The sequence below is a fragment of the Pseudoflavonifractor phocaeensis genome (assembly GCF_038439875.1).
In the GTDB taxonomy this organism is placed as follows: Bacteria; Bacillota; Clostridia; order Oscillospirales; family Oscillospiraceae; genus Vermiculatibacterium.
The window spans coordinates 239,851-265,747 of sequence record NZ_JBCDMT010000003.1 but is presented as its reverse complement, the minus strand read 5'-3'; the positions used below and the strand labels follow the sequence as shown (position 1 = coordinate 265,747).

The 25,897-nt window shown below is 63.5% G+C and carries 25 protein-coding genes; 17 read left to right on the top strand and 8 right to left on the bottom strand.

Translation table 11 applies throughout. From position 1 onward, the window contains the following. On the bottom strand, positions 1-1,194 hold the full coding sequence (locus tag AAEU42_RS05990) for a coenzyme F420-0:L-glutamate ligase (RefSeq protein ID WP_342232629.1): 1,194 nt from the start codon (positions 1,192-1,194) through the stop codon (positions 1-3). A 155-nt stretch (positions 1,195-1,349) separates the two neighbouring features. Further along, positions 1,350-2,627 (bottom strand): adenylosuccinate synthase, encoded by a 1,278-nt coding sequence (locus tag AAEU42_RS05985; protein ID WP_342232628.1) that lies wholly within the window; start codon positions 2,625-2,627, stop codon positions 1,350-1,352. A gap of 335 nt (positions 2,628-2,962) precedes the next feature. On the opposite strand from AAEU42_RS05985, the gene AAEU42_RS05980 reads away from it, so the two are divergent. From AAEU42_RS05980 to AAEU42_RS05910, 15 genes are all read left to right on the top strand, one after another. After that, a complete protein-coding gene (locus AAEU42_RS05980) occupies positions 2,963-3,184 on the top strand; it encodes a helix-turn-helix domain-containing protein (RefSeq protein WP_342232627.1) in 222 nt (73 codons plus the stop codon). Beyond that, positions 3,184-4,029 carry a hypothetical protein gene (locus tag AAEU42_RS05975; protein ID WP_342232626.1) on the top strand — a complete coding sequence of 282 codons (846 nt, stop codon included), beginning with the start codon at positions 3,184-3,186 and terminating at the stop codon, positions 4,027-4,029. Before AAEU42_RS05980 ends, AAEU42_RS05975 begins: the two co-directional genes overlap by 1 nt. Before the next feature lie 158 nt (positions 4,030-4,187). Then, complete coding sequence (locus AAEU42_RS05970; protein ID WP_342232625.1) at positions 4,188-5,240, top strand: D-alanine--D-alanine ligase family protein; 1,053 nt, start codon at positions 4,188-4,190, stop codon at positions 5,238-5,240. A 14-nt stretch (positions 5,241-5,254) separates the two neighbouring features. Then, positions 5,255-6,646 (top strand): UDP-N-acetylmuramoyl-tripeptide--D-alanyl-D-alanine ligase, encoded by a 1,392-nt coding sequence (locus AAEU42_RS05965; protein ID WP_342232624.1) that lies wholly within the window; start codon positions 5,255-5,257, stop codon positions 6,644-6,646. A gap of 601 nt (positions 6,647-7,247) precedes the next feature. Continuing rightward, the gene (gene abc-f, locus AAEU42_RS05960; protein ID WP_342232623.1) at positions 7,248-9,146 is read left to right on the top strand and encodes a ribosomal protection-like ABC-F family protein; all 1,899 of its coding nucleotides are present in this window, start codon (positions 7,248-7,250) and stop codon (positions 9,144-9,146) included. After that, positions 9,143-9,787 carry a YdcF family protein gene (locus AAEU42_RS05955; protein WP_342232622.1) on the top strand — a complete coding sequence of 215 codons (645 nt, stop codon included), beginning with the start codon at positions 9,143-9,145 and terminating at the stop codon, positions 9,785-9,787. The genes abc-f and AAEU42_RS05955 overlap by 4 nt, the downstream gene beginning before the upstream one ends. 92 nt (positions 9,788-9,879) lie before the next feature. Next, positions 9,880-10,947, top strand: coding sequence for a peptide chain release factor 1 (prfA, locus tag AAEU42_RS05950; protein ID WP_342232621.1), 1,068 nt, complete (start codon positions 9,880-9,882; stop codon positions 10,945-10,947). Positions 10,948-11,186: 239 nt separating this feature from the next. Continuing rightward, entirely contained in the window at positions 11,187-11,453 is a 267-nt protein-coding gene (locus AAEU42_RS05945) for a hypothetical protein (RefSeq protein WP_342232620.1), read from the top strand. 18 nt (positions 11,454-11,471) lie between these two features. Then, on the top strand, positions 11,472-12,485 hold the full coding sequence (locus tag AAEU42_RS05940; RefSeq protein ID WP_342232619.1) for an L-threonylcarbamoyladenylate synthase: 1,014 nt from the start codon (positions 11,472-11,474) through the stop codon (positions 12,483-12,485). Between the two features lie 17 nt (positions 12,486-12,502). Further along, positions 12,503-12,856, top strand: a complete 354-nt coding sequence (locus AAEU42_RS05935; RefSeq protein ID WP_342232618.1) for a DUF4180 domain-containing protein — start codon at positions 12,503-12,505, stop codon at positions 12,854-12,856. Between the two features lie 16 nt (positions 12,857-12,872). Beyond that, entirely contained in the window at positions 12,873-13,475 is a 603-nt protein-coding gene (locus AAEU42_RS05930; protein WP_342232617.1) for a hydrolase, read from the top strand. Between the two features lie 12 nt (positions 13,476-13,487). Next, the gene (coaE, locus tag AAEU42_RS05925) at positions 13,488-14,555 is read left to right on the top strand and encodes a dephospho-CoA kinase (protein WP_342232616.1); all 1,068 of its coding nucleotides are present in this window, start codon (positions 13,488-13,490) and stop codon (positions 14,553-14,555) included. A gap of 83 nt (positions 14,556-14,638) precedes the next feature. Next, entirely contained in the window at positions 14,639-16,048 is a 1,410-nt protein-coding gene (locus tag AAEU42_RS05920) for an aminopeptidase (protein WP_342232615.1), read from the top strand. Positions 16,049-16,169: 121 nt separating this feature from the next. Then, entirely contained in the window at positions 16,170-16,490 is a 321-nt protein-coding gene (locus AAEU42_RS05915; RefSeq protein ID WP_342232614.1) for a PadR family transcriptional regulator, read from the top strand. Next, positions 16,487-17,881 carry a DUF2812 domain-containing protein gene (locus AAEU42_RS05910; RefSeq protein WP_342232613.1) on the top strand — a complete coding sequence of 465 codons (1,395 nt, stop codon included), beginning with the start codon at positions 16,487-16,489 and terminating at the stop codon, positions 17,879-17,881. Before AAEU42_RS05915 ends, AAEU42_RS05910 begins: the two co-directional genes overlap by 4 nt. Before the next feature lie 52 nt (positions 17,882-17,933). On the opposite strand, the gene AAEU42_RS05905 is transcribed toward AAEU42_RS05910, so the two are convergent. Together AAEU42_RS05905 and AAEU42_RS05900 are read right to left on the bottom strand one after the other, a co-directional pair. Continuing rightward, positions 17,934-18,806, bottom strand: a complete 873-nt coding sequence (locus AAEU42_RS05905; RefSeq protein WP_342232612.1) for a helix-turn-helix domain-containing protein — start codon at positions 18,804-18,806, stop codon at positions 17,934-17,936. A gap of 250 nt (positions 18,807-19,056) precedes the next feature. Then, positions 19,057-19,470, bottom strand: coding sequence for a DUF3788 domain-containing protein (locus tag AAEU42_RS05900; RefSeq protein WP_342232611.1), 414 nt, complete (start codon positions 19,468-19,470; stop codon positions 19,057-19,059). 238 nt (positions 19,471-19,708) lie between these two features. Between AAEU42_RS05900 and AAEU42_RS05895 the strand changes: the two genes are divergently transcribed. Further along, positions 19,709-20,389, top strand: coding sequence for a hypothetical protein (locus AAEU42_RS05895; protein WP_342232610.1), 681 nt, complete (start codon positions 19,709-19,711; stop codon positions 20,387-20,389). Continuing rightward, positions 20,386-20,946 carry a Fe-S-containing hydro-lyase gene (locus AAEU42_RS05890; protein ID WP_342232609.1) on the top strand — a complete coding sequence of 187 codons (561 nt, stop codon included), beginning with the start codon at positions 20,386-20,388 and terminating at the stop codon, positions 20,944-20,946. The genes AAEU42_RS05895 and AAEU42_RS05890 overlap by 4 nt, the downstream gene beginning before the upstream one ends. A gap of 54 nt (positions 20,947-21,000) precedes the next feature. On the opposite strand, the gene AAEU42_RS05885 is transcribed toward AAEU42_RS05890, so the two are convergent. The 4 genes from AAEU42_RS05885 to AAEU42_RS05870 form a co-directional block, all read right to left on the bottom strand. Further along, complete coding sequence (locus tag AAEU42_RS05885; protein ID WP_342232608.1) at positions 21,001-22,797, bottom strand: Na/Pi cotransporter family protein; 1,797 nt, start codon at positions 22,795-22,797, stop codon at positions 21,001-21,003. Positions 22,798-23,018: 221 nt separating this feature from the next. Beyond that, positions 23,019-24,155 (bottom strand): GNAT family N-acetyltransferase, encoded by a 1,137-nt coding sequence (locus AAEU42_RS05880; protein ID WP_342232607.1) that lies wholly within the window; start codon positions 24,153-24,155, stop codon positions 23,019-23,021. Between the two features lie 38 nt (positions 24,156-24,193). Next, a complete protein-coding gene (locus tag AAEU42_RS05875) occupies positions 24,194-25,105 on the bottom strand; it encodes a dihydroorotate dehydrogenase (RefSeq protein ID WP_342232606.1) in 912 nt (303 codons plus the stop codon). Next, positions 25,098-25,868, bottom strand: coding sequence for a dihydroorotate dehydrogenase electron transfer subunit (locus AAEU42_RS05870; protein WP_342232605.1), 771 nt, complete (start codon positions 25,866-25,868; stop codon positions 25,098-25,100). Before AAEU42_RS05870 ends, AAEU42_RS05875 begins: the two co-directional genes overlap by 8 nt. Positions 25,869-25,897: the final 29 nt, after the last annotated feature.

The window sequence follows — 25,897 nt, the reverse complement described above, 5'->3', positions numbered from 1 at the left end:
TTACTCCGTTGTGTAGTTGTCGAAATAGCCCTGGATGTAGACGATGGGCGTGCCCTTGTCCCCCGACCCGGAGGTCAAATCGCACAGGGAGCCGATGAGGTCGGTGAGCCGCCGGGGGGTGGTGCCCTCGGAGGCCATATTGCCCTTCAAGTCGGCGTCCTTCTTCTGGATGGCCCCGGCGATGGCGTCCCGCAGGGCGGCCCCGGAGAGGTCGGCGAAGTCGTTGTCGGCCAGGTACTTGAGCTTGAGCTCGTTGGGGGTGCCCTCCAGCCCGGGGGTGTAGGCGGGGGAGACCACCGGGTCGGCCAGCTCCCAAATCTTGCCCACCGGGTCCTTAAAGGCCCCGTCGCCGTAGACCATGACCTCCACGTGCTTTCCGGTGAGCTCCAGCAGCTTGGCCTGGATGGCCTCCACCAGGGCGCTGGGGTCCCGGGGGAAGAGCTTCACCTTGTCCTCGGTGGCCTTGTTGGAGCCCAGCAGGCCGTAGGAGGGGTTATAGCCGCTGCCGTTCACGGGCGCGGTGAGGATATCGTCCAGGCCGAAGACCCGCTCCCCGCCGGCGGCCTTTAAGAGCCGCTTGGAGCGCTGGCGGGTATGGATATCGCAGGTGAGGACGTCCTTGGTGTAAGCCAGCACCGCCCGGGGGTCGTTGGCGAAGATGATCTCCACCTGGGCGCCGCAGTCCCGGATCAGGTTTTCGTAGTACTCCACATAGTCCACGCCGGTAAAGGGGTGCTTCTCATAGCCGAAGAGCTCCCGATAACGCTCCAGGGTGAGCACGTCCTTGTAGGGGTCTACGCCCTTGGCGTCCACGGCGTCGGGAGAGATAAGGTGGTTGCCCACCTCGTCGGAGGGGTAGGAGAGGACCAGCACTACCTTTTCACAGCCCTTGGCAATGCCCCGCAGGCACACGGCGAAGCGGTTGCGGCTCAGAATGGGGAAGACCACGCCCACGGTGCCGCCGCCCAGCTTGGAGCGCACGTCGGCGGCGATGTCGTCCACGGTGGCGTAGTTGCCCTGGGCCCGGGCCACGATGGCCTCGGTCATGGCCACAATGTCCCGGTCCCGAAGGGCGAAGCCGTCCTCTTTGGCGGCGTCCAGCACAGACTGGGTGACGATGGAGACCAGGTCGTCCCCCTCGCGGATAATGGGGGCACGCAGGCCCCTGGAAATAGTGCCGACCATACGGCTCATAGAAAGCACTTCCTTGTTCTTTGATTTGCGGTTTTGGTCAATTAACACTTTATTATATCGGAAATAGACTGGATTGTAAATAAAAAGGTGAACGGGCCGCGGAGGGAAGAAAAACAGCCCCCGTTCCCCACAAGGGGAACGGGGGCTGCCATGTTTCAGTGCAGGTCGATGATCTCGTGGCGCTTGGGGCCGGTGGAGACGATCTTGACGGGGACCTCCAACTGCTCCTCGATAAACTTCACGTAGTCCCTGGCGGCCTGGGGCAGCTTGGCGAAGTCGGTGACCCCCCGCACGTCGCTCTTCCACCCCGGCAGGGTCTCGTACACCGGCTTGGCGGCGTCCAGCTTGGCGGAGACGGGGAAGTCCCTGGTCACAGTGCCGTCCACCTCATAGCCCACGCAGACCTTGATCTCATCCAGATAGCCCAGGCAGTCGATGGCGGTGAGGGCGATCTCGGTGGCCCCCTGGACCATACAGCCGTAGCGGCTGGCCACGGCGTCGTACCAGCCCACCCGGCGGGGCCGGCCGGTGGTGGCCCCGAACTCCCCGGCGTCGCCGCCCCGGCGGCGCAGCTCGTCAGCCTCGGGCCCGAAGAGCTCGGAGACGAAGGCCCCGGCCCCCACGGAGGAGGAGTATGCTTTGGTGACACACACCACGTCCTTGAGGGCGGTGGCGGGCACCCCGCCGCCCACGGTACCGAAACCGGCCAGGGTGTGGGAGGAGGTGGTAAAGGGGTAAATGCCCAGGTCCGGGTCCTTCATGGACCCCAGCTGGCCCTCCAGCAGGACGGTCTTGCCGTTTTTCAGGGCGGTGTGGACAAAGGTGACGGCGTCCCCCATGTAGGGGGCGATGGCGTCCCGCATGGGCATGAGCTGATCGAAAAGGACCTTGGGGTCCAAGGGCTCCTTGTGGTAGAGGTGGACCCAGAGCACGTTTTTCAGCTCGCACACGTGCTCCAGCCGCTCCATGAGCCGCTTCTCGTCGAAGAGGTCGGCCAGCTGCACGCCAATCTTGGCGTATTTGTCGGAATAGAAGGGGGCGATGCCCGACTTGGTGGAGCCGAAGGCCTTCCCGGCCAGCCGCTCCTCCTCGTAGGTGTCCTGGAGGACGTGATAGGGCATCATGATTTGGGCTCGCTGGTCCACCAGCACGTGGGGGGCGGGGACGCCGCCGTCAGCCAGCTGCTTGAGCTCGGCCAGGAATTTGTCCACGTCCAGGGCCACGCCGGTGCCGATGACGTTGGTGGTGTGGGGATAGAACACGCCGGAGGGGAGCTGGTGCAGGGCAAATTTGCCGTAGTCGCAGATGATGGTGTGGCCCGCGTTGGCCCCGCCCTGGAAGCGGATGACCACGTCGGACTTCTCCGCCAGCAGGTCGGTGATCTTGCCCTTGCCCTCGTCGCCCCAGTTGGCGCCCACGATCGCTTTGACCATGTTCGTTACCTCCATGTCCGGGATTCGCAACCCGTGGAGCGGGTTTGCCTTTTCCGGGACGTTATAACGAATGGATACATAGTAATTATAATCGGAACAAGGCTGGGACGCAAGGGCTTTTGAAAAAAATCCATACGGCTGATAACGGCAAAAAGCGACCCGGGGAGGAAAGACGGAGAGCTCGATATTGATTCGCGGGCGCGAATTTCAAAAAGAGGTGCTTTTGAAGCCGATGTCCCAAAACTCGGCCTTGTCAACGACAGGCCGAGTTATTATAATAATTTAAAAAAGGCCCCTAATGAGGGCAAGAAAAAAGAAAAGAGGAGTGTTTGGGGATGGACAAAGAGACCCTCAAATCAGTCAGGGAAAACATTCAGGAGAAGAGCGGGATAGGCCGTGATGAATTCTTGAAATTGATCGATTGTCCTAAAAGCACGTGGTATCGGATCGAAAAAGGTGAGACACGGCTGACGGTGGAACTGCTCAACCGCATTGTCGGAGCATTTGGGGATCAATATATTGACATACTCAGGCGCTGCTGTGGAGGAATGGAATAATGGCAAATATTATATTGGCTACGTTTGGGGCGACGAGTGAGAAGGAGCTGGATCTGATTCAAAGGCCAATCGTTTACCAGTCCGCGAAACGGTTTTCCCTCAGCAAGAAGGAGCCCTCACAGCTTCCTGGCAGCGCTGAAGAAATCCCTCGAGATTTGACAAAAAAGGTAGAAGAGATCCAGGGGAAATTTCTCCTGACACAATACAAGAGGAAGTATCGTAACATCAACGTCTATTCCAGGGACGCGGTGACGGTGGATGGGCTCAACCGCTTGTGTACGCTAAAATACGACAAAGAAGAAGCTGCTTTGTATCTGATAGAGGCAGGAAACCGGAGGAATTCAGGGTATAGCGGGCTTTATCGAGAACTATCCGAGCGATTGGAGGAGGCTGGGCTTGAGCGAAAAGAGGGCGGTTTCCTGATTCGGAGAGCAAGGATGGATTCATTTGTCGGCATTGTCAACCAGCTCATTAGGGATAAGGAGAACGGTCTGTTGGAGCTGATGCCGGTGGATGAGCTTGATGTTATGACCTTTGGAGGCGGGGAAGGCCACGGTACACCGTATTATTACTATAAGGCATACTGGAAGAGAAAGAGTGTGCTCCAACCGGTGCCTGCGCTGCCGGCCGAAGCTGTGCAGGAAGAGAAGCTGGAGGGCGATCTGCTGTTTCAAAAGATAGAACAGGCCATTCGGGCATATGCCGAGTACAGCTTGGCCAATAATGATATGGAAACCAGCAAAAAGATTCAAAGGCGGGTGGAAGAGCTTCGAGAAAAGATTGACAAGCTTGGCCAGCTGAATCAAGCAAAGATGGAGGCCTTGACACGGCTCAAAGAAATATAAACGGAAAGGGGCGGCGTTATTTTGGCGCGGCCCCTTTTCTGCCGCTATGATTGCCCTCTCTTTCCGGCGCCTGACCTTGTCATTCCCAAGGCCTTGTGTTACAATATAAAATCAAGCATAAAATGGAATCATCATGGAAATATGGGAGGGTCATCCCTTTGAAAATCGTAGTTTTGGCTGGGGGACTGTCGCCGGAGCGCAACGTCTCCCTCTCTTCGGGCACCAAGATCGCCGAGGCCCTGCGGGGCCTGGGGCATCAGACAGCCCTGATCGATATGTTTTTCGGCCTGGAGGATTATCCCGGGCTCACCGGGGAGGAGCTGTATAAAGCCCCCGCCCCCGAGCGGTGGCGGAAGGTGGACCGGGCCGCCCCGGATCTGGAGGCCGTGCGGAACAGCCGGAAGTGGGACGGCAAGGGGGACTTCGGCCCCGGTGTGCTGGAGCTGTGCCAGGGGGCCGATATCGTGTTCCTGGCCCTCCACGGCCAGTGCGGGGAGGACGGCCGGGTCCAGGCCGCCTTCGATCTGATGGATATCCCCTATACCGGCTCGGGCTACCTGGGCAGCGCGGTGGCCATGGACAAGGATATGACCAAGAAACTGGTGAAGGGGCTGGTGTCCACCCCCGAGTGGAGCTATGCCGAGTACACGGAAAGGGACGTGGACCGGCTCACCAGCAAGACCCCGGTGCCCTGTGTGGTGAAGCCGGTGGACTCGGGCTCCTCCATCGGCGTGGCCATCGCCAGGGACAAAAAGGAACTGAGGGCCGCCCTGCTGGAGGGCCTCAAATTCGGGGGGCGGTGCGTGCTGGAACGGTATGTCTCCGGCCGGGAGATCCAGGTGGGGGTGCTGGACGGCAAGGCCCTCCCCGCCATCGAGATCATCCCCAAGCAGGGTTTTTACGACTACGAGAACAAATACCAGGCCGGGGCGGCGGAGGAGATCTGTCCCGCCCCCATCTCTCCCGAGGCGGCCCGGCAGGTGGCCCGGGCGGCCGAGGCGGTGTACGCCGCGCTGGACCTGGGGGTCTATTCCCGGGCCGATTTCATCCTGGACGAAAGCGGGACGGCCTGGTTCCTGGAGATCAACACCCTGCCCGGCATGACCCCCACCAGCCTCATGCCCCAGGAGGCCGCCGCCGCCGGGCTGGATTACCCCACCCTGTGCCAGCACATCGTGGATGCTTCGCTGCGCCAGCGGCGGAAGCCTTGAAGGAGGACTCCCACATGGAAGCCTTGACCATCCGAGAGATCCTGGAGGCGGTAAACGGCCGCCTGCTGGGCGACTTCAACGACCTGGACGCCGCCGTCACCAAGGTGGAGACCGACAGCCGGACCATCTCCGACGGGGCCCTCTTCCTGCCCCTGAACGGGGAGCGGTTTGACGGCCACGCCTATATCAACGCGGCCCTGGAGGGGGGCGCCGCCGGGTGCCTGACCCAGCGGGAGCGGGAGAGCTATCTGCCGGGGAAGTTCTATATCAAGGTGGACTCCACTCACAGGGCCCTGCGGGACCTGGCGGTGTGGTACAAACACCGTTTCGACATCCCCGTGGTGGCCATCACCGGCAGCGTGGGAAAGACCACCACCAAGGACATGGTGGCGGCGGTGCTCAGCGAGAAATACGAGGTCCTCAAGACCGAGGGCAACAAAAATAACGATATCGGCCTGCCCCTGACCCTGCTGCGTTTGGAGAAAAAGCACCAGATCGCCGTGCTGGAGCTGGGCATGAACCATGCCGGGGAGCTGGATTACCTCTCCGCCATCGCCCAGCCCGACGTGGTGCTCATCACCAATATCGGGGATTCCCACATCGAGAATTTTGGCTCCCGGGAGAAGATCTTTGAGGCCAAGTGCGAGATTTTCCACTATGCCAAGCCCGGGGCCTACGCCATCCTCAACGGGGACGACCCCCTGCTGGCCACGCTCCGGGGCCACACCCCCGGCGACGCCGTGTTCTGCGGCAGTGGAGAGGGCCTGGACTACCGGGCCAGTGAGCTGGAGAGCGACTGGCGCAGCCAGGTCTCCTGCCGGGTGGACACCCCCCGGGGGACCTGCCGCATGGACATCCCCGCCCTGGGCGAGCACATGATCTACCCCACCCTCATGGCCGCCGCCGTAGGGGAGCGCTTCGGCATGAAGCTGGAGGAGATTGCCGCCGGGGTGCGCAACTTCGCCCCCACCAAGATGCGGATGAACATTCTCAACCGGGCCGACAATATCACAATCCTGGACGATGCTTACAACGCCAACCCCCAGTCCATGCGGGCGGCCATCGAGGTGCTGGACGGCTACACCGGGGATTACAAGATCGCGGTGCTGGGCGATATGTTCGAGCTGGGGCCTCTGGCCTCGGTGCTCCACACCGGCGTGGGGGAATTCCTGGGCCGCAGCCACGTGGACTGCCTGGTGGCGGTAGGGGAGCTGGCCAAACACATCTATGACGCCGCCGCGGCCCAAGACGTGCCCGAGTGCCACTACTTCGGGAGCAAGGAAGAGGCTTTGCCGGTGCTGGAGAAGCTCCTGCGGCCCGGCACCACCGTGCTGGTGAAGGCATCCCGGGGGATGGAGTTTGAGAGCATTGTCGGGTATTTGAAGTCCATCACCCGGGAGGGGTAGGACGGGGCCCCGCCTGCGGGCGGGGAAGCCAAAGAAAAAAGCCGCAACTAAATTTAGAGTTGGTAGCTTCTATCGACCGGTGCTCACGCCTGTCAACTCCTGCTCCTCTTAGCGCCACTGCCGCTGGGTACTGCTGTACAGGCAGGCTTTGCAACTCATTGGTGTGCCTGGGTAAATGGAAATTAGGCTTCCCCTGGGGGAAGCTGTCTGCGAAGCAGACTGATGAGGGGAACTTTTCTCTTTAGCAGAGCCTTTGCTGTTATCCCCAGTTCCCCTCATCCGTCAGCCCTCCGGGCTGCCACCTTCCCCCGAGGGGAAGGCTAAGGACCAAGCGGTATCAAGCACGTGTCAGCGGCAGCGGCGCAAGGGGGGCCACGTGTCGCACAGATGCTCCCGTGCTTTTCCCCCTAGCTTCGGGCAGTAGACCTTCTACGAAAGAGGGAATCTGCAGGCAGGTCAGCACCCAAGACTTTTCTTTGGGGGCCTGGGGGATGTTTCTTTTCCTCGGGAAAAGAAACATCCCCCAGAATCACGCACGTTTGACGTGCAATCAGCCGCCAATCAAACGGACCCCACTACACAAAACGAGGAAAACACCATCATGATCGACATCACAGTCACCGGCCTGTCAAAGGAATTTGAGGTCGGCAAGAAAATTTTAGACGGCCTCACCTTCCAGGTGGACCAGGGCGAGCGGGTGGGCCTGCTGGGCCGCAACGGCGCGGGCAAGACCACCCTCTTTAAAATCCTCACCGGCGAATTGGACGCCGACGAGGGCGAGGCCCGCACCGCCCCCGGCAAGGGGGTGGGCCTCATCTCCCAGATCCCCGTCTACCCGCCCGAGTACACCGTGGAGGACGTGCTGGCCACCGCCTTCGACCACCTGCGGGCCATGGAGCGGGAGATGGCCCAGCTGGCCGAGCAAATGGAAGAGGCCACCCCCGCCCAGCTCAAGCGCTACGACGAGCTGAGCGCCGCCTTCGAGTCCGGCGGCGGCTACCACACCGACATTGAGCTCAATAAGGTCTGCAACGGCCTGGACATCCCTCCCGCCATGCGGGCCCAGCTCTTCGACCAGCTCTCGGGCGGGGAGAAGACCCGGGTGAACCTGGCCCGGCTCATCCTCCGGGACACGGAGATTTTGTTGTTGGACGAGCCCACCAACCACCTGGACCTCCACGCCACCGAGTGGCTGGAGGACTACCTGTCCCGCTACAAGGGCACGGTGCTGGCCATCTCCCACGACCGCTGGTTCCTGGACCGGGTGGTCACCCGCTGCGTGGAGATCCAAAACGGCAAGGCCGAGTTCTACTCGGGCAATTACAGCTTCTACGTGGAGGAGAAGGAGCGCCGCTTCCAGGAAAAGCTGCGCCAGTACGAAAAGGAGCAGGCCAAGGTGGAGCAGCTCCAGGAGGCCGCCGAGCGGCTGCGGCTGTGGGCCTTCCTGGGCAACGATAAGCTCTTCAAGCAGGCCTTCTCCATGGAAAAGCGCATCGAGCGCATCCAGACCACCGACCGGCCCACCAAAGAGCGCAAGCTCACCATGGGCTTCGGGGAGCGGGAGTTCCGGGGGGACGAGGTGCTGGAGGCCAAGGACCTGGGCATGGCCTTCGACGGCCGGACCCTCTTCTCCGGGGTGAACCTGGAGGTGGCCGGCGGCGAGCGCATCGCCCTTTTGGGGGACAACGGCACCGGCAAGTCCACCTTCGTCAAGATACTGCTCGGAGAGCTGGCCCCCACCGAGGGGAAGCTCCGCTTCGGCCCCACGGTGCGGGTGGGCTACCTGCCTCAGCTGGTCACCTTCGACCACCCGGAGCGCAATCTAGTGGACACCCTCCTTTACGACCTCAACTGCACCCCCCAGGAGGCCCGGGACCGGCTGGCCGCCTTCAACTTCCGGGGAGAGGACGTGTTCAAGGTGGTGGCGAGCCTCTCCGGCGGGGAGCGAAGCCGCCTGAAGCTGTGCGAGCTGATGAGCCAGCAGATCAACCTGCTGATCTTGGACGAGCCCACCAACCACCTGGACGTGGACAGCCGGGACTGGATCGAGGGGGCGGTGTCCCAGTACGAGGGGAACCTCCTCTTCGTCTCCCACGACCGGTACTTCATCAACGAGTTCGCCGGACGCATCTGGATGCTGGAGGACGGCAAGATCAGCGATTTCAAGGGCACCTACCAGGAATATCTGGACTATCAGGACCGGCAGAAGGCCTTCGCCAAGGGGGCCCCGCCCCCGGTGAAAGAGGAGCCCAAGAAGGAGAAGCCCAAGCGCCCCGGCGGCACCAAGGAGCTGGAAAAGCAGGTGGCCGCCGCCGAGCGGGCGGTGGCGAAGGCGGAGGAGCGGCAGTTTGAGCTGACCCAGCGGGCGGAGGAGGTCGCCTCCAACTATCTGGAGCTGCAAAAGGTCTGCGACGAGCAAAAGGCGCTGGAGGAGGAGATCGCCCACCTGTACACGGTGTGGGAGACCTTGGCCGCCGAGCTGGAGGAGGCGAGAGGATGAGCGACAGACGGGTCTGGGACGGGCGCAGCGGCTACGCCGGGAAGCGGCACCCCCTGCGCAACACCCTGCTGCTGTTATTGGCGGCGGCAGTGCTCTTTTTCGCCGCACTGGAAATTTACATCGGCGTCCACAGCCGCACGAGGGTGGCCGGGGAGCCCGGCGTGATGGTGGTTTTCGGCTGTAAGGTGGAGACCTGGGGCCCCTCCATTCTCCTTCAAGACCGGCTGGACACCGCCCTAACTTATTTGAACGACCACCCGGACACGCTGGTGGTGGTCACCGGCGGCCAGGGGGACGACGAGCACGTCACTGAGGCCAGGGCCATGTACGACTACCTCACCGCCCACGGGGCGGACGGGGAGAACATCCTTCTGGAGGACCGGGCCAGCAACACCTGGGAGAACGTGAACTACACCCTGGACCTGCTGGCCGAGCAGGGCCGCGATACCACCGGCGGCGTGCTGCTGGTGTCCAGCGGCTTCCACCTCTCCCGCATCGGCCTGCTCTGGGACCGGGCCGGGGGGCCTACGGACAACCTGTCCACCCTGGCCGCCCCGGTGAGCCACGCCCCCTCCGCCGTCCAGATGTTCTTCCGGGAGCCCCTGGCCCTGGTGAAATCTTTCGTCTTTGACCGCGCCTAAAAAGGCTTCCCCTGGGGGAAGCTGTCAGCGCAGCTGACTGATGAGGGGAAACCCATTGTCCCGGAAATACCCCTAGGAAAGGAGTTGCCCCCATGCTGGACAAGCTGAAAACCATCGAGCAGCGCTACCAGGAGGTGGAGGCCCGGCTGGCCGACCCCGCCACCTACGACGACCACGCCCTGGCCGCTAGGCTCAACCAGGAGCAAAAGGAGCTCTCCCCGCTGATGGAGGCCTACCGGGCCTACGAGAAGGCCCAGGCGGACATGGCCCAGGCCCAGGAGCTCTTCTCCGACCCGGAGCTGGCCGAGATGGCCTGGGAGGAGTACGCCCAGGCCAAGGCCGCCCTCCCGGAGCTGGAGGAGCGGCTAAAGGTCCTGCTCCTGCCCAAGGACCCCAACGACGGCAAAAACGTCATCGTGGAGATCCGGGCCGGGGTGGGGGGGGAGGAGGCCGCCCTCTTCGCCGGGAGCCTCTACCGCATGTACTCCATGTACGCCGAGGGCCGCCGCTGGGGCGTGGAGGTGGACTCCGCCAGCGAGACCGAGCTGGGCGGCCTCAAGGAAATCTGCTTCACCATCCAGGGGGACGGGGCCTACTCCCGGCTCAAGTTTGAAAGCGGCGTCCACCGGGTCCAGCGTGTGCCGGAAACCGAGTCCGGCGGCCGGGTCCACACCTCCACCGTCACCGTGGCGGTGCTCCCCGAGCTGGAGGACGTGGACGTGAGGCTGGACCCCGGCGACATCGAGATGCAGGTCTTCCGCTCCTCCGGGGCGGGGGGCCAGCACATCAACAAGACCTCCTCCGCCGTGCGGCTCATCCACAAACCCTCGGGCATGGTGGTGGAGTGCCAGCAGGAGCGCAGCCAGTTCCAGAACCGGGAGAAGGCCATGCGCATCCTGGCCTCCCGGCTCTACGAGCAGGAGCGGGAGCGGGTGGAGGGGGAGCACTCCGCCCAGCGCAAAAGCCAGGTGGGCACCGGCATGCGCAACGAGCGGGTGCGCACCTACAACTTCCCCCAGGGGCGGCTTACCGACCACCGGGTGGGCCTGACCCTCTACAAGCTGGACGCGGTGATGGACGGGGACCTGGACGAGATCATTGACGCCCTGGTCACCGCCGACCAGGCCCGGCGCTTGGAGCAGGAGACGGCGGGCGGATAATATCCGCCCCTACAAGCTCCGTGTCATACCCCAAACCACACCGGCCCCGCCAATGCCCCACGGGACACCGGGAAACGATATCGGCCCACGCATTAATGGCGGGGGATACTAACCGCCTCGCCAATGCTCTGCGGAATACCGGGAAACAATACCGGCGCGCGCTACTGTAGGGGCGGATATCATCCGCCCGCACCCCCGTCCCATCTTGAAACCACCAACCGAAAGGAGCACACCCTCTTATGGAACTTCGCATCGACTTTCCCGCCCTTCCCCAGGGCAAGGACCTGGACCAATTCAAAAGTGACCTGGACGCCGTCCTGGAGGACGACGGCTGGCTCCTCTCCTCCGGCCGGACCGGCGAGGCCGGCTTCGTGGAGCTGGAGCTGGAGGACGAGAAGATGAACCCCAAGTACGGCATCATGGCCGTCCGGGCCTACCTCCAGCGGGAGGGTTTCGACAAGGGCACCACCATCGAGCTGGCGGGGACCCGTACGCCAATCTATTGAGAAATCGGGTGACCTGATTTGGAAACGAAGCGCCTGACCCCGGCCGACGCTGCCGCCGCCGCCCGGGTCATCTCTTCCGGCGGCCTGCTGGGCATCCCCACCGAGACGGTTTACGGCCTGGGGGCCAACGGCCTGGACGAGGCCGCCGTGGGGGCCATCTTCGCCGCCAAGGGCCGCCCCCAGGATAACCCCCTCATCCTCCACGTGCCGGACGACGGCTGGCTGGAGCGCTACTGCGGGGACATCCCGGCCGTGGCCTACGCCCTGGCCGACCAGTTTTGGCCCGGTCCGCTGACCATGATTCTGCGGCGGAAGCCCCTGGTGCCCGACGCCGTCACTGCGGGGCTGGACACCGTGGGGATGCGCTGCCCCGACTGCGCCGTCACCCGGGAGATCATCGCCCTGGCCGGCGTGCCGGTGGCCGCCCCCTCGGGCAATGCCTCCGGCCGCCCCAGCCCCACCACGGCGGCGGCCATGCTGGAGGATATGGACGGCAAAATTGACGCCATCGTGGACGCCGGCCCCTGCCAGGTAGGGGTGGAGTCCACCATCGTCGACCTTACCGTCACGCCCCCCCGCCTTCTCCGCCCCGGCGGGGTGACCCTGGAGGAGCTGGAGGACGCCCTGGGGGAGGTGGCGGTGGACGAGGCGGTCCGCCGCCTCATGGCCCCCGGGGAGCAGCCCAAGGCCCCCGGCATGAAATACCGCCACTACGCCCCCCAGGCCCCCGTCACCGTGGTGAAGGGCGACCCGGACGAGACGGCGGGGTACATCGTGGCCCGGATGGGAGACAAGAGCGGCGTCATCTGCTTCGACGAGTACGCCGGGTACTTCCGGGGCCACTTGGTGGAGGCCATCGGCCCCGCCGCCGACCAGGCCCAGCAGGCGCGGCGCATCTTCGACGCCCTGCGGGCCTTTGACCGGGCCGACGTCAACGACATCTGGGCCCAGTCCCCCACGGACACCGGCCTGGGCCTGGCGGTGACCAACCGCCTCAACAAGGCCGCGGGCTTTCACATCATCGAGTTATAAAAAGGAGTTTGACCAAAATGAAACTGGAACCGCTGAGCAAGACCATCACGGCGGTTCGGACCGACGAAATCGTGATCCGTTCCGCCCAGGACGCCCTGGACCTGATCGCCTCCGCCCGGTACGGGACGGAGTGTCAGGCCCTCATCCTCCCCAAGGAGGCCCTGGACGAGGACTTTTTCCGCCTGCCCACGGGGTTGGCGGGGGACGTGCTGCAAAAATTCGTCAACTACCAGACCCGGCTGGCAGTGGTGGGGGACTTCTCCCGCTACACCAGCAAAAACCTGCTGGATTTCCTGGGCGAGAGCAACCGGGGCAGAAGCGTCTGTTTCGTCCCCACCGAGGCCGAGGCCTTGGCGTGGCTGAGCAAATAAAGAGAAAGAGGGAAGCATGATGAGCACATTGTCCGCCGGAGTGGGCCGGGAAGAGGCCCTCAAGCTGCTGAAGGAGTACAATTCCGAGGCCTTCCACGTCCGCCACGCCCTCACCGTGGGGGCCGTTATGGGCTGGTTCGCCCAGGACCTGGGCTATGGGGAGGACGCCGAGTTCTGGTCCCTGGTGGGGCTGATGCACGACGTGGACTTCGAGAAGTGGCCCGAGGAGCACTGCGTCAAGGCGGTGGAGCTGCTCACCCAGGCCGGCTTCACCCCCGAGTTCGTCCACGCCGTGACGAGCCACGGCTGGGGCATGACCGGCGCCGCCGCCCAGCCTGAGCTGGAGATGGAGAAGGTCCTCTTCGCCTGCGACGAGCTCACCGGCCTCATCGGCGCGGCCGCCCTCATGCGCCCCTCGGGGAGCGTGTCAGATATGGAACTCAAGAGCCTCAAAAAGAAATTCAAGGACCGCAAGTTCGCCGCCGGCTGCTCCCGGGACACCATCATCCAGGGGGCGGAGCAGCTGGGCTGGGAGCTGGACACCCTGCTGGACAAGACTTTGACCGCCATGCGGGAAAAAGAGGCGGAGATCGAGGCGGACGTGGCCGCCAATACCTGAGAGGGCAGGGCGGTGAAAAAGAGCGCCTGGAAGCTCCTGCTGGCGGGCCTGGCGCCTGCGGCGGTGGGCTGGGTGTACAACGTCACATTTATGATATGGGCCACAATCCCTGTGCTGGGCATGTTCATTTGGTATGGCGTCCCCCTTGCGGTACTCGCTTTCTGGGGCCTGCTGGGTTACAACTGTCGGGCCAAGGGCCGCCGCTACCTGCCTACCCTGGCGCTGACCCACTGGGTGATGGCGGCGGAGGTGGCGGTCTACCTGTGGCAGTTCCTCCTGGTGGGAGACGAGGCCAGGAGCATGCTTCTGGCGGGGTTCAGCCAATGGTTCAACGTTTTCGCCATTTTTACCACCCGGCTGGCGCTCCTCTTTGAAAGTCAGGCCAACTACATCGGTCAGGCCACTATGACGGCCTCGGAGGTCATAGCCCTGGCGCTGATGGTCCTGGCCTTTTCCCTGGGGTGGCTGTGGCCCCACAGAAAGCCCATGAAGGTCATCGGCATCACCGGCCCCACCGGGGCGGGGAAGACCACGGCGCTGAACGCCCTGCGGGAGCTGGGGGCGGAAATCATCGATGCCGACGCCGTCTACCATGACCTGCTGGAGAGCAGCGATCTCCTGCGCCGGGACCTGGCCCGGGTCTTTGGGGACGGCATCCTGGACGGGGCGGGACAGGTGGACCGGAAGGCTCTGGCGGCGGCGGTCTACCCGGACGGGCTGGAGCGGCTCAACGAGATCACCCATCCCTATGTCATGACGGCCATCGACTACCGCGTCGCCGCCGCCCGCCGGGCGGGCCGCCCCGCCGCCGCCATCGACGCCATCGCCCTTATCGAAAGCGGGGCGGCGGCCAAGTGCGACACCGTGGTGGCCGTGCTGGCCCCCCTGGAGCTGCGGGTGAAGCGCATCATGGCCCGGGACGGCATCGACGAGGCATACGCCCGCCGCCGTGCCTTGGCCCAGCCGGACGACGGCTTTTTCCGCTCCCACAGCGGCCACGTGCTGGAAAACACCCAGGAGGACACCCCGGAGGAGTTCGGGAAACGGGCGAGGGCCCTCTTTGAGGAACTGCTGCGCTGAGGAGAAAATTTCCTTTTGGCAGTAGAAAAGTTCATAATTACATGGTAATTTGGAGACAGTGAAACTATAAGGAGGTATGTTCCATGGAAGAAAAGGAAAAGACTCCGGCCCAGCTGCGCCGGGAGGCGCTGATGGATGACCAGAAGAACGGGTATGACTGCCTGACCGCCGAGGATGAGGCGGCCATGAAGTCCTACTGCGAGGACTATAAGAAGTTCCTGGATGCCGCCATGACCGAGCGGGAGGCGGTGGACGAGGTGGTGCGCCAGGCCCAGGCCCGGGGGTTCGTCCCCTTCACCCGGGGCATGACGGTGAACCCCGGAGACAAGTTTTACCGGGTGAACCGGGGCAAGGCCGTCATGCTGGCGGTCATCGGGGAGAAGTCCCTGGCCGACGGCGTGTCCATCGGCGCGGCCCACATCGACTCCCCCCGGCTGGACCTGAAGCCCCAGCCCCTCTATGAGGACGGGGAGCTGGGCTTCCTCAAGACCCACTACTACGGGGGGATCCGCAAATACCAGTGGGTGACCATCCCCCTGGAGCTCCACGGCATCATCGTCAAGAAGGACGGCTCCACCGTGAAGGTGGCCATCGGCGCGGGGGCCGGAGACCCGGTGTTCACCGTGGACGACCTGCTGCCCCACCTGGGCGCCGAGCAGGGGAAGAAGCCCCTGAACGAGGCCATCCCCGGCGAGAATCTGAACCTGCTGGTGGGCTCCCGCCCCTTCAAGGACGACGAGGGCTCTGACCGGGTGAAGCTGGCCATTCTGGATATCCTCAATCAAAAGTACGGCATCGTGGAGCGGGACTTCATCTCCGCCGAGCTGGAGGTGGTGCCCGCCTTCCGGGCCAGCGACATCGGCTTTGACCGCTCCCTCATCGGGGCCTACGGCCAGGACGACCGGGTGTGCGCCTACGCCTCCCTGGCGGCCCTCTTCGATATCGAGCGGCCCGCCCACACCGCCGTGTGCATGCTGGCGGACAAGGAGGAGATCGGCTCCGAGGGGGTCTCCGGCATGAAGAGCGCGGCTTTCGATACCTTCATGAGCGATCTGTGCGACGCCCAGCGGGTGATGCTCAAGACCTGCTACGAGCACTCCTTCTGCCTCTCCGCCGACGTGACGGCGGCCTATGATCCCAACTTTCCCGAGGTGTTCGAAAAGCGCAACAGCGCCCGGGTGAACTACGGCATGGGCTTCTGCAAGTACACCGGCGCCCGGGGCAAGTCCGGCGCCTCCGACGCCTCCGCCGAGGTGGTGGGCTTCGTCCGCCGGACCCTGGACGCGGCGGGGGTCATCTGGCAGATGGCGGAGCTGGGCAAGGTGGACGCCGGCGGCGGCGGCACCGTGGCCGTCTATATGGCCGAGCGGGACATCGACACCCTGGACGCCGGGGTGCCCGTGCTTTCCATGCACGCCCCCTTTGAGGTCACCGGCAAGCTGGACTGCTATATGACCTACAAGGGCATGAAGGCGGTCTATCTGGCCCACTGAGCGGCAGAAACATCCGGCGGCCCTCCCCAATCAGGGAGGGCCGCTTTTTTTCTTGATATTATCGATATTCGATAATATACTGTAATTACGATAATCGATAATAAAAAAAGGGGGGAGGGGTATGGCCCGGGAAAAGTTCGGCACCCTGACGGAGCAGATGTTTTATATCCTGCTGTGCCTTCAGTCGGAGTGGTGCGGCATGGACCTGATGGAGCGGGTCAAGGAGATGACCGCCGGGCGGGTGGCCATCGGCCCGGGGACTCTTTACAATCTGCTGGAGAGCTTCCAGGAGGCGGGGATGATCCGCCAGACCAAGGTGGAGGGGCGCAGGCGCAGCTACCGCATCACCCAGAATGGGCTGAGGGCTTTGGATGAGGAGTACCGTCGGCTGACGGAGCTGGCGGGGGACTACCGCAGGTACCGGGAGGGGGGAGAGGCATGAGGAAAAAACGGGAGATGTGGACCTACTGCTTTTACGATTACGCCGGGGTCACGGCCCATTTGGAGCGGATGTCGGAGAAAGGCTGGGTGCTGGAAAAGGCGGGAACGGTTTGGTGGACCTACCGTCAGGCGGAGCCGAAAAAACGGGGGGTCGCCGTCACCTATTTTGCCGGGGCCTCCGAATTCGACGCCGGTCCAACTCCGAAGCAGCGGACCTTTTTGGACTACTGTGAGGAGGCTGGGTGGCATATGGCGGCCCAGTGGCTCCAGATGGATATCTTCTATTCGGAGGACCCCGGCGCGGTCCCCCTGGAGACCGACGAGGGGGTCAAGCTGAGCACGATCCATCAGGCCATGAAAAAGAACTTCCTGCCCTCCCAGGCGGTGATGGTGGTCTTGTCCATCTTCCAGATCTGGATGCAGACCCACAACGTCGGCGGAAGCGTGATCCAGGTCTGGTCCAACGGCATGGGGCTGTGGGCGGCGGCCATGTGGGCCCTGCTGCTGGCGAACTATGTCATGAACCTGGCGGGCTACGCCCTGTGGTACCGGGCCTCTCAAAAATCGGTGGAGCGGGGCGGAGCCTGCGTGGTGAGAGGGGCGGTCGTCCGGAGGACCAGCCTTGTCCTGATGGTGGTGGCTCTGGGTTCTCTGGCGGTATGGCTGGTCTATGTCGCCGGAATGGGCAATGGGTGGATCGCGGGGGCCGCCTTCCTCTACGTGGCCGCCGTGCTGGCGGCGGCGCTGGGGCTGAAAAGCCTTTTGAAGTGGTGCGGAGCCAGCCGGAGGACCAACCGGATCGTCACCTGTACCGGGTGTATCCTGGTGGCCGTGGTCGGCGTCTTTGCCATGGTGCGCTATGTGTCTGTCGCGGCCCTGGAGAGGAATTTCTCGGGGGCGGACGGGGAGACATACTCCGTTGAGATCGCCCCCGGAGAGACCAGAAGGTGGGTGATCCACCGCGATCCCCTTCCGCTGCGGGTGGAGGACCTGCTGGAGACGGACTATGAATACTATACCTATCAACAACAGCTGACGCAGAACTCCTTCCTGCTGGGCTACACGGCATATGACCAGCGGCAGACCGTCCTGGATGAGCCGATGGCCCCGGAGCTGAGCTATGAAGTCGTGGACGTGAAGTTCGGGCCGCTCTACGACGCCTGCAGGGCGGAGCTGCTGGAGATCACCGACTACCAAAAAGAGGATGGGGACCTTTGGCGGACGGTTTCCGCCGGGGATTGGGGGGCGGAGGAGGCCTACCAATATGACCGGGCGGGGGAGCCCAGGCAGGTTTATGTCCTGTGCTGGCCGGGCCGGCTGGTGAAGCTCCGGCTGAGCTGGGAGCCCACCCGGGGGCAGAAAGCCGCGGCGGGGGAGAGGCTGGCGGGCTGAAGAGGGCCTCAGAGCGGAAAGAGGACGGCCGTAAGGCCGTCCTCTTTCTGGTTCACTCTACCGCCCTGAGCTCAATGTAGCCCCGGGAGCCGACGGGCTCCAGCTGGATGCGGGGGCTGTCGTCGTCCCAGCGGCGGCCGATGACCGACGGGTCATAGCGGTCCATGGCGGTTTGAAGGGCCTGGATGGCCTGGCAGTAGTCCTCCTCGGCAAAGGGCTCCCCCTGGAACATCAGATAGTGGCAGGCGGGCAGGTCGATGACGTCGAAGCCCTCCGGCACCGGGCCGTCATACCCGGCGTCCACCTCCACCCCCTGTACATACTCCGAGGTGCCCGGCTTCCGGTAGCGCCGGGGCAGCCACAGACACACCGGCTCCCCCGAGATAGATCTCATGCTGGTGAGGATGCCCCACACATCGCACCCCACCTCCTGGCAATAGCTCCAGTAATCCGCTGCCCGGACGCCCCGTTTGCAGATGACCTTCCGGGCGGGCTTGTCCACCAGCTGGATAAATACGCTTTTAACCTCTTCCATGTGGCTCGTCTCCTTCCATAATTCCCTGAACTTGACGCCGTAGGGGGTGAAGAGAGGCAGGGGGCCCGGCTCTTCGGCGTAGGCCCGGGGGTTGCGGCCAAATTCCCGCCGGAAAGCCCGCTGGTAACCGTCCACACTGCCGAAGCCCATCTCGTAGGCCACGTCGGTGATCCGGCACCCCTCGTCCCGCAGCCGCAGGGCGGAGCGGGCCAGCCGCAGGCGGCGGATGTAGTCCGCCGGGGCCAGACCCGTGTGGGTCCGGAAGAGCCGGGCGGAGTACCAGGGGGAGAAGCGGGCGGACCCGGCCAGGTCCGCCAGGGTGATCTCCTCGGCCAGGTGGTCCTCGATATAATCCTGCATCCGCTGGACGGCCTCGATCTGATCAGTCATCTCTGTCACCTCCTGTGGACGTTCTCATCATAGCGGATCGGGGAAAAAGACGCTCGACCATTCTTGCTCAGTTGGGAGAGAGAGGAGGAGGGTGCCGGCAAAAATCGGAGGGGAAATGTGGTCTCTCCCTTTTTGAATTTTGCTGTTTCAAGCATTGTTTGCAGACCTGCCGTGGAAATGCGCAAAGCAGACGGGCACCCTCGCGGGGCCGCCTGCTGTTTGATGGCCTGCATCAATGAATAATTGCAGTTCAGGATGCGCACTTCATTTCCAGCATCTTTTGTATGTCACAGAAATGAGCCTCGCTGGTCACTCGGTAATGTAGCCAGCCGCCGTCACCACAGGGGTATCTGCTGTCGATGCAGGCCTGCGTTTCTTTTTCCATCTGGTCATATACCATATGAAATTGGTTATTTGACAACCGAATCATAACGGTAAAGGCGCCATTCTCTGCAAACACGTTGCAGATCAGCTTTTTCTTTTTTCTGTGAGCAACTGCCCAGCCATAGTTGTTTCCATAGGGAAAAGAAATCTCCTGGGTCGTGTGACACACATTTGACAGCCACTCATTGATTCGGACAAACAGCTCCATACCCTTGCCGCAGTATGCGGCCATATCATCAAAGGTTGGCCTGGTCTGCTTATCAAGCATTCTTTCATACATAATAATTCTCCCATGCGCATTTCCGGTTTGCCGCGTGTGCTTTTTCTGCCGGGGATGATGTTTGTTTCACTCAATACTAACATACAAACGGATTTCCCACAATGGACGGATTCAAACCGCCGGGGCTTTATCAGCGGAAAATATCGGGAAAGAAAGGGCGGTTTTGTCCGGTTGTCACCGGGAAAAAAATGTGATATGATAATATATCTCAATTTGTAGAAATAAGGGGGAACCCTCCATGAACGAGACAGAGCTGCAGTTCCGCACGGCGGCCTTCGGCGGCTTCCAGAAGCAGGACGTGCTGACTTATTTGGAGACCAGCGCCCGGGAACAGGCGGAGAAGCTCTCCGCCCTCCAGCGGGAGCTGGAGGAGGCCAAAAAGGGGAAGGCGGAGGCCGAGGAGAAGGCATCCGCGGAGGAGAAGCGGCTGTCTACCCTGGAAGAGGAGAACAAGCGTCTGGCCGCCGACCTGGCGGACCGGGAGGCCTCTTTGTCCAAGCTGAGCGCCGAGCGGGCCGATCTGGCCGCCCAGGTGGCGGGACTGACCCAGGAGGTCAAGAAGCTGACCCCCGCCGCCGCCTCATATGAGGCCATCAAGGACCGCACCGCCGGCATCGAGCTGGAGGCCCACGGCCGGGCTCAGGCCATCGAGCAGGAGGCCCAGGCCAAGGTGAAAAAGACCAAGGCGGAGATGGAGTGCTGGTTCGGCAAGCTCCAGTCGGCGTACAGCCGCCTGCGGGCTGATTTGGACGCCACCATCACCCACGCCTCCGGGGAGCTGGACCGGGTGAACCAAAGCCTGGAGGGCATTTCCCGGGAGTTCGATGCCCATGACGCGGCCCTGAAGGCCCTGCAGGAGACTGTGGAGACCCTGTCCGGCCCCAAGGCCCCCCAGCCCCTCCCTTTGGAGGAGAAATGAGCGGGGAGGCAAAGCGCCTGACCACCGCCGGGCTCCGCGCCGCCCTGCCCGCCCTCCGGGCCGGAGACCGGGTGCTGCTGTCGGGCGTCATCTATACGGCCCGGGACGCCGCCCATAAACGTTTTTTTGAGCTGTTGGACGCCGGCAGGCCCCTGCCCATCGACATCAGGGACGCCGTCATCTATTACGCCGGCCCCACCCCCGGCCAGCAGGGGATGGCGGTGGGCGCCTGCGGCCCCACCACGGCGGGCCGGATGGACGCCTTCGCCCCCCGGCTCCTGGACCTGGGTCTGGCGGCCATGATCGGCAAGGGGGAGCGGGATCAGGGGGTCATCGACGCTATCATCCGCAACCAGGCGGCCTATTTCGCCGCCGTGGGCGGGGCGGGGGCCCTTATCGCCAAGTGCATCCAGGCGGCGGAGGTGGTTGCCTTCGACGATTTGGGGTGCGAGTCGGTGAAGCGGATGAAGGTGCTGGATCTGCCCCTCACCGTGGCCATCGACGCCTCCGGCGCCAACCTTTACGAGAGCGGAAAGGCGCAGTACCGCAGAGTTTGAATCAGAGGGAAAAAGAGAGGACGCCCCGGACATCTGTCCGGGGCGTCCTTTGTGTCATTCCTCTCCCAGAGGGGGTTCCGCCTCCATGAGGGGGTCGTAATATCTGGCTTTGGCGGCGGCGAACATGAGCTCAAATTCCGGGTTGTGGCCGTGGTGGAGCTCGTGGGTATAGGCGTGGGTGTCGGTAAGGACCAGGTTGCCCTTGGGGGCGGTCTGGTGAAGGATGCCGATGGCGATGTTGGAGCAGTGGTCGGAGATACGCTCCAGATTGATGAGCAGCTCCAAAAACTGAGTGCCCAGCTCGATGGTGCAGGCGCCGGATTTGAGCCGTTCGATGTGCCGGGCCCGCAGGTCGTCCCGCATCAGGTCCACCACCTCCTCCAGGGGCTCCACCTGGAGGGAGAGGTCGTAAGAGCGCTCCCGGTAGCACTCCAGGGCCTTTTCAATGGTCTCGTCCACCGCGTCGGTGAGGGCTTTCAGCTCCCGCTTGGCGATGTTGGAGAAAACGATGCCCTTGTTGTGCAGGGCGGTGGCGCACTCGGCCACGTTCACCGAGTAGTCGCCGATCCGCTCGAAGTCGGACAGGGTGTGCAGCAGCTCGGAGATCTTAATGTTCTCCTGGGGGGTGAGGGCACGGTCGGTGAGCTTCACCAGATAGTTGTCCAGGGCGTTTTCCATCTTGTCCAGGGCGATCTCAGTCTCGTTGAGCCGCTCCAGCTTTTTGAGGTCGTAATGGCCCAGCAGTTCCACGGCAGTACGGTAATTCTCCTGGGCGTAGAGGCCCATCTGGATGACGGCGTCGTGGGCCCGCTCCAGGGCCAGGGAGGGGGAGGCGAGGAAGCGCTCGTCCAGGACGGAGACCTCCCGCACCTCGGAGCCGCCCGGGATGATCCGCTCCACCAGCCGCACCAGGACCTTATTGAAGGGGAGCAGCAGGGCGGTACAGGCCACGTTGAACAGCAGATGGAGGTTGGCGATGGAGCCCATGTCCATCACGTTCTCCCAGAAGGGAAAGGCCAGCATGGCGTTCCCGGCGTAAAGGACCACCAGGAAAAAGAGGGAGCCGATGATGTTGAAAAACAGGTGGATCATGGCGGTCCGCTTGGCGTTTTTGCTGGCCCCGATACTGGAGAGCAGGGCCGTCACGGTGGTGCCGATGTTCTGGCCCATGATGAGGGGGATGGCGATGTTGAAGCGGACCACGCCGGTGGTGGAGATGGCCTGGAGGATGCCCATGGAGGCCGAGGAGCTCTGGAGGAGGGCCGTGACCGCTGCGCCCACCACCACGCCCAGCAGGGGATTGGAGAAGGCGGTGAAGAGGGACTGGAACTCCGGCAGGTCTTGGAGGGGGGCCACCGCCACGGTCATGGTGTTCATGCCGATGAACAGGATGCCCAGACCCAGCACTATCTGCCCGATGTTCTTTTTCCGGCCGCCCTTGATGAACATGTAAAAGACCACGCCGACGATGGCCAGGATGGGCCCCAGAAAGGAGGGCTTCAAAAGGGCCATGAAGGCGTTGTCCGAGGAGATGTTGCCCAGACGGAGGAGCTGGGCTGTGACGGTGGTGCCGATGTTGGCGCCCATGATGATGCCCACGGTCTGCTCCAGCTTCATGATGCCGGCGTTGACGAAGCCCACGCACATGACAGTGGTGGCCGCGGAACTCTGGATGAGGCCGGTGACCAGGGCGCCCAGGAGGACCCCCTTGAACACGTTGTTGGTCAGCTTCTCCAGGATCCCTTCCAGCCGGCCGCTGGAGAGCTTTTCCAGGCCGTCGGTCATCGTAGACATGCCGAAGAGGAACAGCGCGATGGCTCCCAACATGGAGATCACATTTGAAATGTCCAAGAGCTAGCCTCCAGAACTGACAAAAATGTCAAGATTTGGTATGGTTCTTGTAAACGGCTGGAAATGCCGTTCACGCTAATTATATACGGCAAAGCCCGGTTCGTAAACAGGCGAAAGAAGGAGAAAATTCAAAATTTATGTTTTAAACAAAAAAGAGGAAGAACTTTCGGCGTTTTTGGCGAACGCGTGGGGGTAGAAAAGAGAGAGGGCGAAGCCCTCTCTCAAATTTCTTTTTCCAGCAGATCCAGAGGGACCCTGGAGCCGGGGGCCTGGCCGATCCGCACAAAGCCGTAGCGCTTGTAAAAACGCTGGGCCAGGTGGTTGTCGGGGGCGCAGCGCAGCCGCAGGCGGTCCCGGCCCAGGGCCCGGTAGGCGCAGACCGCCTCTCCGATGAGCTGGACCCCGATGCCCCGGCGTCGGAAATCGGGCTTCAGGTAGACGAAGGGGACGTAGCCCACGCCCTGGTCCGCGTCCCGCAGGGTGGCCATCTGGAGGACGCCGATGACCTGGTCCCTCAGCATGACGCACTCCACTGCCCGGCGGTCGGCGTCCCACTGGCCCCGGGCCTCCGCCAGGAAGCCGGGGCCGTCGAAGTTTTGAAGGCTGCCGTGGATGTCCTGCCAGGCGTCTTTCCTGGCCTCGAAATAGATTTGGGCCTCCCGGTCCATGTCCAGGGGGCGGAACCAGCACACGAGAGGGAAGGAGCCGGTGGACATGGCCCGCTTCTGCCGGGCCATGGTGGCGATCTCCTCGGGCAGGTGGGAGGCGTCGTTCTCGAAGAGGACGCTGACCCGCTCCCCGTCGGTCTCCAGGCAGGAGACGCCGGTGTTCTCACAGTGGCCCAGCTCCGGGGTCTCGTGGGGGTGCTTGCCCCGGAGGGAGGAGAGGAGGCAGCGGATGGCGGTGCCGTGGCTGAAGACCGCCACCGTCTGGTCCGGGTGGGCCCTGGCGATGCGGAAAACGGCGGTGGTGACCCTCTGGGCCACCTGGGCGAAGGTCTCTCCCCCCTGGGGGTCCCACTGGGGAGAACAGGTGACGAAAAGCCGCTGTCCCTTGGGATCGTGATAGGCCAGATCGCCGAAGGTCTTGTCCTCGTAGATGCCCATACCGATCTCCCTGAGGTCCGGCTCGATATGGAGCTCCAGCCCCTTGGGCCGGACCACGGCCTGAGCGGTGGTCTGCGTGCGCCGCAGGTCGCTGGCGTAGGCGGCGTCGATGTGGATGGACTGGAAGCGGTGCTCCAGGGCGGCGATCTGCCGCTTGCCGTTTTCTGTGATGCGGCTGTCGTACCAGCCGTGGATCCGGCGGTAGAGGTTGCCCTCGGCCTCCGCGTGGCGGATGATGTAGATTCGGGTCATTGCTTCAGGTTCCTCTCTGTGTTTGGATTGGCGCGGCCCTACCAGGGCTGTACGGCCCCGGTGAGCTCCGTGACGCTTTTCAGTCCTTGGGCGTCACAGATGGCCTCCAGCTCCTCCAGCACCCTGACAGGGGCGAAGGGATCGGCAAAGGTGGCGGCCCCCACGGCCACGGCGGAGGCCCCCGCCAGCATCATCTGGGCGGCGTCGGACCCGCTGGAGATGCCCCCCATGCCCAGGATGGGCACCTTCACGGCATTGTGGACCTCCCAGACCATCCGCACCGCCACGGGCAGCACGGCGGGGCCGGAGAGGCCGCCGGTGTTCATCTTTAAGATGGGGCGGCGGGTCTTTACGTCGATGACCATCCCCCGCAGGGTGTTGATGAGGCTGACGGCGTCCGCCCCCGCCCCCTCCACCGCCCGGGCAATCTCGGTGACGTCGGTGACGTTGGGGGAGAGCTTCACCATCACGGGCACGGCAGAGTGGGCCTTGGCCACGGCGGTGACCTCGGCGGCCAGCTCGGGCCGGGTGCCGTAGGCCAGCCCCCCCGCCTTCACGTTGGGGCAGGAGATGTTGACCTCGATCATGTCCACCCCCGCCGCCGACAGCTTTTCGCACATCTCGCCGTACTCCTCCGGGGTATTCCCGGAGATGTTGGCGATGACGGTGATGTCATGCCGCCGCAGCTCGGGCAGCTCGTGGGCGATAAAGGCGTCCACCCCCGGATTCTGCAGTCCCACGGAGTTGAGCATCCCCATAGGGGTCTCGGCGATGCGGGGGGAGGGGTTGCCGTTCCGGGGCAGGGGGGTCAGCCCCTTGACGCTGATGCCCCCCAGCCGGGAGATGTCGAAGAACGCCCCGTACTCCCGCCCGAAGCCGAAGGTGCCGGAGGCCACGGTGACGGGGTTTTTCAGCTCCACCCCGCAGAGGTTCACCCGCATATCAGCCATTCCAGTCCACCTCCGAAGCGTCAAAAATCGGCCCGTCCTTGCACACGTGCTTCATGGTCCCGTCGGCCATCTGGACCGCGCAGCCCAGGCAGGCCCCCACGCCGCAGGCCATCCGCTCCTCCAGGGACACCTGGCAGGGCACCCCGTGGGCCTTGGCCAGGGCGGCGGCCGCCTTCAGCATGGGCTTGGGCCCGCAGCAGAGGACGGCGTCATAGGAATGGGCGGCCAAAAGGGCCTCCATGGGCCCGGTGACGAACCCCTTTTCCCCCAGGCTCCCATCCTCCGTGGCCACGGCCACCGTGGGACAGTGGGCCTGGAACTCCTTGACCAGAAGGGCGTGGCCGGTGTCCCGGAAGCCCAGGACGGCGTCGCAGTTCCCGTTGGCGTACTGGGCGCAGCCCAGCATGGGGGGGACGCCGATGCCGCCCCCCACCAGGAGGCAGCGGCTCTTGGGATCCATCTGGAAGCCGTTGCCCAGCAGGCCCAGCACGTCCAGGGACTCTCCCACCTCCCGCCGGGCCAGCCATTCGGTGCCCTCTCCCCGGACCTCAAAGACGATGGTCAGCAGGTCGGCGGGATCGTCACTCTGGCAGGTGCAGACCGAAATGGGGCGGCGGAGGAGCCGGGAGTGGCCGCACTTGATATGGACGAACTGGCCGGGGGAGCGGAAGGATTGGGCCACCATCCGTCCCACCTCCAGCTCCATGCGGACGGCGTGGGCGCTGGGGGTATCTTTATAGACGATGGGGCATTTGGTTTCCACGATCAAAGGGGATCACCACTTTCCGAAGG

What these genes read in the sequence shown, in the direction of transcription:
- AAEU42_RS05985 (WP_342232628.1), bottom strand. Translation starts at nt 2,627, where the DNA reads ATGGTCAAAGCGATCGTGGGCGCCAACTGGGGCGACGAGGGCAAGGGC.
- AAEU42_RS05930 (WP_342232617.1), top strand. Translation starts at nt 12,873, where the DNA reads ATGATGAGCACATTGTCCGCCGGAGTGGGCCGGGAAGAGGCCCTCAAG.
- AAEU42_RS05875 (WP_342232606.1), bottom strand. Translation starts at nt 25,105, where the DNA reads ATGGCTGATATGCGGGTGAACCTCTGCGGGGTGGAGCTGAAAAACCCC.
- AAEU42_RS05910 (WP_342232613.1), top strand. Translation starts at nt 16,487, where the DNA reads ATGAGGAAAAAACGGGAGATGTGGACCTACTGCTTTTACGATTACGCC.
- AAEU42_RS05900 (WP_342232611.1), bottom strand. Translation starts at nt 19,470, where the DNA reads ATGTATGAAAGAATGCTTGATAAGCAGACCAGGCCAACCTTTGATGAT.
- AAEU42_RS05915 (WP_342232614.1), top strand. Translation starts at nt 16,170, where the DNA reads ATGGCCCGGGAAAAGTTCGGCACCCTGACGGAGCAGATGTTTTATATC.
- prfA (WP_342232621.1), top strand. Translation starts at nt 9,880, where the DNA reads ATGCTGGACAAGCTGAAAACCATCGAGCAGCGCTACCAGGAGGTGGAG.
- AAEU42_RS05955 (WP_342232622.1), top strand. Translation starts at nt 9,143, where the DNA reads ATGAGCGACAGACGGGTCTGGGACGGGCGCAGCGGCTACGCCGGGAAG.
- AAEU42_RS05890 (WP_342232609.1), top strand. Translation starts at nt 20,386, where the DNA reads ATGAGCGGGGAGGCAAAGCGCCTGACCACCGCCGGGCTCCGCGCCGCC.
- AAEU42_RS05990 (WP_342232629.1), bottom strand. Translation starts at nt 1,194, where the DNA reads ATGAGCCGTATGGTCGGCACTATTTCCAGGGGCCTGCGTGCCCCCATT.
- AAEU42_RS05895 (WP_342232610.1), top strand. Translation starts at nt 19,709, where the DNA reads ATGAACGAGACAGAGCTGCAGTTCCGCACGGCGGCCTTCGGCGGCTTC.
- AAEU42_RS05980 (WP_342232627.1), top strand. Translation starts at nt 2,963, where the DNA reads ATGGACAAAGAGACCCTCAAATCAGTCAGGGAAAACATTCAGGAGAAG.
- AAEU42_RS05880 (WP_342232607.1), bottom strand. Translation starts at nt 24,155, where the DNA reads ATGACCCGAATCTACATCATCCGCCACGCGGAGGCCGAGGGCAACCTC.
- AAEU42_RS05975 (WP_342232626.1), top strand. Translation starts at nt 3,184, where the DNA reads ATGGCAAATATTATATTGGCTACGTTTGGGGCGACGAGTGAGAAGGAG.
- AAEU42_RS05920 (WP_342232615.1), top strand. Translation starts at nt 14,639, where the DNA reads ATGGAAGAAAAGGAAAAGACTCCGGCCCAGCTGCGCCGGGAGGCGCTG.
- AAEU42_RS05965 (WP_342232624.1), top strand. Translation starts at nt 5,255, where the DNA reads ATGGAAGCCTTGACCATCCGAGAGATCCTGGAGGCGGTAAACGGCCGC.
- abc-f (WP_342232623.1), top strand. Translation starts at nt 7,248, where the DNA reads ATGATCGACATCACAGTCACCGGCCTGTCAAAGGAATTTGAGGTCGGC.
- AAEU42_RS05945 (WP_342232620.1), top strand. Translation starts at nt 11,187, where the DNA reads ATGGAACTTCGCATCGACTTTCCCGCCCTTCCCCAGGGCAAGGACCTG.
- AAEU42_RS05905 (WP_342232612.1), bottom strand. Translation starts at nt 18,806, where the DNA reads ATGACTGATCAGATCGAGGCCGTCCAGCGGATGCAGGATTATATCGAG.
- AAEU42_RS05935 (WP_342232618.1), top strand. Translation starts at nt 12,503, where the DNA reads ATGAAACTGGAACCGCTGAGCAAGACCATCACGGCGGTTCGGACCGAC.